Annotated in this window: 3 protein-coding genes and 2 pseudogenes; 2 read left to right on the top strand and 3 right to left on the bottom strand. The window is 68.0% G+C overall.

Annotation, left to right across the window (positions count from 1 at the left end; translation table 11 throughout):
• Positions 1-119: 119 nt before the first annotated feature.
• Together ACZ4LX_RS37920 and ACZ4LX_RS37915 are read left to right on the top strand one after the other, a co-directional pair.
• Positions 120-1,103 (top strand): annotated as a pseudogene (locus tag ACZ4LX_RS37920) (transposase); the annotation flags it as partial.
• Between the two features lie 38 nt (positions 1,104-1,141).
• Positions 1,142-1,258: pseudogene (locus tag ACZ4LX_RS37915) on the top strand (ATP-binding protein); the annotation flags it as partial.
• Between the two features lie 444 nt (positions 1,259-1,702).
• Here ACZ4LX_RS37915 and ACZ4LX_RS37910 read toward each other — a convergent pair.
• The 3 genes from ACZ4LX_RS37910 to ACZ4LX_RS37900 form a co-directional block, all read right to left on the bottom strand.
• Positions 1,703-2,722, bottom strand: a complete 1,020-nt coding sequence (locus ACZ4LX_RS37910) for an IS701 family transposase (RefSeq protein WP_467651929.1) — start codon at positions 2,720-2,722, stop codon at positions 1,703-1,705.
• A gap of 390 nt (positions 2,723-3,112) precedes the next feature.
• Positions 3,113-3,700, bottom strand: coding sequence for a hypothetical protein (locus ACZ4LX_RS37905; protein WP_467651925.1), 588 nt, complete (start codon positions 3,698-3,700; stop codon positions 3,113-3,115).
• Positions 3,697-4,131, bottom strand: coding sequence for a hypothetical protein (locus tag ACZ4LX_RS37900; RefSeq protein ID WP_467721410.1), 435 nt, complete (start codon positions 4,129-4,131; stop codon positions 3,697-3,699). Before ACZ4LX_RS37900 ends, ACZ4LX_RS37905 begins: the two co-directional genes overlap by 4 nt.
• Positions 4,132-4,319: the final 188 nt, after the last annotated feature.

The raw sequence follows: 4,319 nt of genomic DNA, 5'->3' as shown, positions 1-4,319 counted from the left end.
GAACACCTCCCTCAACGGCACGGGGCCCTGTCCGTTGCCCATCCCGACCTCACACCGGCCCGTCACCTGATCAGTGGCCACACTGAAAATGCTCATTGTTCAGCACGAAAGCCGTGAGCATGGGTCTGTCGCACGACACTGTCCCGGGGGATCCGTTTGCGGAACTGTCACGCTTCCGGGGTGCGTTCTACTCCTGTCTGACCAGGCGTGCGGATGCCTTGTTCGAACTCGCGGACGCGGTGTTGTGCGCCGATGGTCCGGTCCGGTCGCTGGTGGAACTCTCGCTGGTCGGCGAACACCGACGCGGGCACGGCGGGCTGTACGACGCCCTGTCGGCGGGCCGGGTCGAGGTGGGTCGGCTACGGCGGGCGCTGGCGGCGGTGGAGCTTCCGCGGGCGGCGGACGGACGCTTGGTCCTGGCCGCCGACCTGACCTGCTGGTTGCGGCCCAGTGCGCACACCTCGCCGCAGCGGATCCTGTGCCACACCTACGGCCGGGGCAAGGACCAGCACATCCCGGTGCCCGGCTGGCCCTACTCGGTGATCTGCGCACTCGAAACCGGCCGCACTTCCTGGACCGCACCACTGGACGCAACTCGCCTGGCACCGGGCGACGACGCCGCCACCGTGACCGCCAGGCAGATGCGCGACCTCATCGAACGACTCATGGAAGCCGGGCAGTGGAACGACGGCGACCCGGACATCCTGATCGTGGTCGACGCCGGATACGACGTCCCCCGCCTCGCCTTCCTCCTCAAGGACCTGCCGGTGCAGGTGCTGGGCCGGATGCGCTCGGACCGTGTCCTGCGCCGCGCTGCCCCACCCCGCGAGCCCGGCCTGCGGGGCCGGCCGCCCCGCCACGGCGGCGAATTCGTCTTCGGCGACCCCGCCACCTGGGGCCCACCCCACACAGGGTCGGTGACCGAGACGCGGCTCTACGGAACCGCGACCGCCCAGGCCTGGGACCGCTTGCACCCGAGACTGACCCACCGCTCGGCCTGGACCGCACAACTGGGCGCCCTGCCGGTGATCGAAGGCACCGTGATCCTGCTGCGGGTCGACCACCCACCCAGCGGCGCGACACCGAAGCCCGTCTGGCTGTGGTAGTCGGGCACCGACGCCACCGCCACCCAAGTCAATGTGCAATCGCCATCCTCGACCGCCTACTGCACCAATGCGAAGTCGTCGCCATCGACGGCCTCAGCTACCGGCTGACGAACCGCCTCAAGGCCATCGAGCGTGAGACGGAAGTCGCCTGATCTGGAAGTTCAATCCTGGCCCAGTTCCTCGCCCGGCGGGATGAAGGCATCGGCACTGCGGCATCGTCAACATGCCCGTGAGCGTCCACCGTGAGGGCCGTTGCACGGTCCTGCGAGGTGATCAGCCGCGCGAACACCAGTTCCGTGAGCGGCGTGTTTCCCGGGCTCTCGTCTTTCCAATGGGCCCGCCACCAGGAACGGCGGCTACGACCTGGTCGGCCTTCTCCAGATGGAAGAAGACCTCGTAGTCCGTGACGGGACGCATGGCGCCTCGCCTCGGGTCGACGACAAGCGCCGTTCCAGTTGCGGGTCACATGTCTCCACCCGCACCATGCGGCCTATCTCGGTCTCGGTGCCGTTGAAGATCGCGGTCCAGCCAGTCTGATTGAAGTAACGAATGTCCACCGCCCCGTCCTCTCGTATGGCGATGAGCGCAACGGGCGGCTACTTGCTCTGCACGTTCACCCGTACGCACCTCTGCACATAGGTAAGTACGCCGACAACGGGCAGCGGGGTGGTTGCGGGCAGGTTGGAGAGCCAGAACTGCACGGGCTCGTTCTGGTCGGCGGGCCATTCGGCCAGCAGCCAGCGGACCGGGAGCTCGGCGGTGGCCGCAGACTTGCGGATCTCACGTCCGGCGGGCCGGATCCGCAGGGCCACGAAGCGCGAGTACATGGGCTTGAACCCGCTGCGGCCGCTGCCCGGCCGTGATCCCTCCCTCCACTGCACCGGCCGCGCGGAGGATTTGCCGGCCGCGATGACCAGGCTCTTTACCTGCTGGGCCGGCTCGGGGTAGGCAGAACCGGATGGGGGCCGCAGCCGGAGTGGGCAGGTGTGCATGGCTGTGCGTCTTCGGGCTGCGCGGGCGTCGTGGTCGAGATGCCCACCACGTAGTCGAGACCTCGTGTTTCCAGGCCGAGCCGGAAGGCGGCGGTGTCCCCGTGGCCGCCGTCGGCGATGACCTGGGGCACCTCGACGCCCCCGGGACCGCGTCTCGTCGATCATGTCGAGAGCCAGTTGCCACTTCTCGACATGGCCCACCTGGGCAGGGATGGCGCACTTGTCACGGCGGGCTACTTTGGCCGGATCGGCCCTGGGCGAGGCGGGATCCCAGCTCCAGGTCAGGAACAGGCGCCAGTTCACCGCCGCCGAGGCGCCGTTGGAAGCCAGGTGAAGCGAAACCCCGGCCTGGCAATTGGTGACCTTGCCCGCGGTGCCGGTGTACTGCCGGGTCACGCACGCCGACGCGTCCCCGTCCTTGAGGAATCCGGTGTCATCGATGACCAGCGCGGTGGGTTTGATGACCGGCTGCATGCGCCAGGCCAGCCGGGCCCGCACATGCGCCGTATCCCACGGGCTGGAGGTGACGAAGGGGGCCAGGGCCTGCCGGTTACCGTCCTCGCCCAGCCGGACGGCCATCGGCTCCACCGACTTGCGCCCGCCGTCCAGCAACAGCCCCCGCAGATAGACCCCGCCTCACCGACGCTGATCCTACCGCGCGAACGGCTCGAACATCTCCGCCGCGAAGTCCCCCAGATCACACGGGACCGCAGCCAACTCCTCACTCAGCGCACCCGGTCAACGACACGACCGATCAAGAAGACACGCCACCACAAACCACACATGACCAAGCCCTAACCTCGCGCTTTCATGAAGCGAGCTGTCCGGCAGAAAATCAAAAAGCCAGAAAGCACCTCTGACCAGCAAGAATGAGGATTGCCGAGGTCCTCTTTCCTGCGCCGTCGGAGGCACTTCCCAGGTGAAGCCCTCCATCGGCCCAGATGGTGCACGGCCCGCAGCTTCCCTCACGGCGACAGCGCTGCCGTTATCGCCGTGCCAGGACGCGCGTGCGTGTCAGGCGTAGTGGTGGATGGTGCCGTGCAGTGCGGGGTCGGTGCCGTCGCAGCGCAGCGTGAAGGTGGCGGCGAATGCCTTGATGGTGCCGCCGTCCTCCCGCGTCAGCCGGGTGAAGGACAGGTCGCCGGTGACAGTGCGGACGCAGCCGTAGGCGGACACGTTGATCACGACGCCCGCGACGCCCTCACTGCTGGAGAACGCGATGGGATAGGTGCGGCCCTCCTCGAACCGCTCGCCCGTCGGCGGCTCCAGCGACATCTCCCAGTACTCGCGCCGGCCCGACACCACGTACTGGACGCCCTCGGCGGTCGGGGTGAGCGCGAACGTGCTGCTGCCACCGGTATGCGTGCTGGACGCGGCGATCGCGTGCTGCGCGAAGGTACTCCCCGTATCCGCGCTGTAGGAGTAACTCAGCGACATTGCTTGGTACTTGAGGGAGTCTCTGAGGGCCGGCGCGGTCGCGCTCCCGCATCGCTGGGTGTAGCTGGCGTCGAGGACGGTGACCGCACCCGAGGCGTCCGTCTCTATCTGGTTGATCGTGAACTGGCCGTAGGCGTCCACACAGCCGCGGTCCTCACCGATCACGGTGAGCCCGTGGCATGCCCGGTGCGTACCGCCGCTCCCTCCGCCCGGGTGTAGACCCCGGGGGTGAGCTCGTCGCCGTGCGGCGCGGCGAACTCCACGTCCCAGTTGGTGATATCGCTGGGCATGACGCGGATCCGTACGTACTCGGCGGTGCCGGAAACGGTGAAACTCGCCGTCTTGGGTGTGTAAGCCAGGCTGCTCCCCTGACCTATCGGATCGCCTGGCTCACTGGTCTGCGTCCACCTGGTCACGGCCACCGGTGCGGTGGTCGCGGACGTGACAGTGGCCGCCTGCGCGGCGGCCTTGGTCGCCGCCGTGTTCTGGGACGAGCTCGTGACCGTTGCCGTGCTCGCGCCCGCCACACCGGACGCGGCGGACGCGCCGGTACCGCCGTAGGCGGTGGATCCGAGCACGACCATAGAACTCGCCAACGCGCCGATGAGAGCGTGACGCCACCCTGTGCGTGTGCGCACGGAGGCCCCCCTTTTGTGAATGCGGCGCCTCCACCGGGCACCCCGCACAGTCCTATTGATCAGAAACTCATTGGGTTCACTCGTCGAGGACGTATCGGACGTGCGGGGCTTTGAAGTAGCCGGTGACGATGTGGGGCTGGCGCTGT

The organism is Streptomyces sp. NPDC026062 (assembly GCF_055568375.1).
This window is presented reverse-complemented; position numbering and strand designations above follow the sequence as displayed.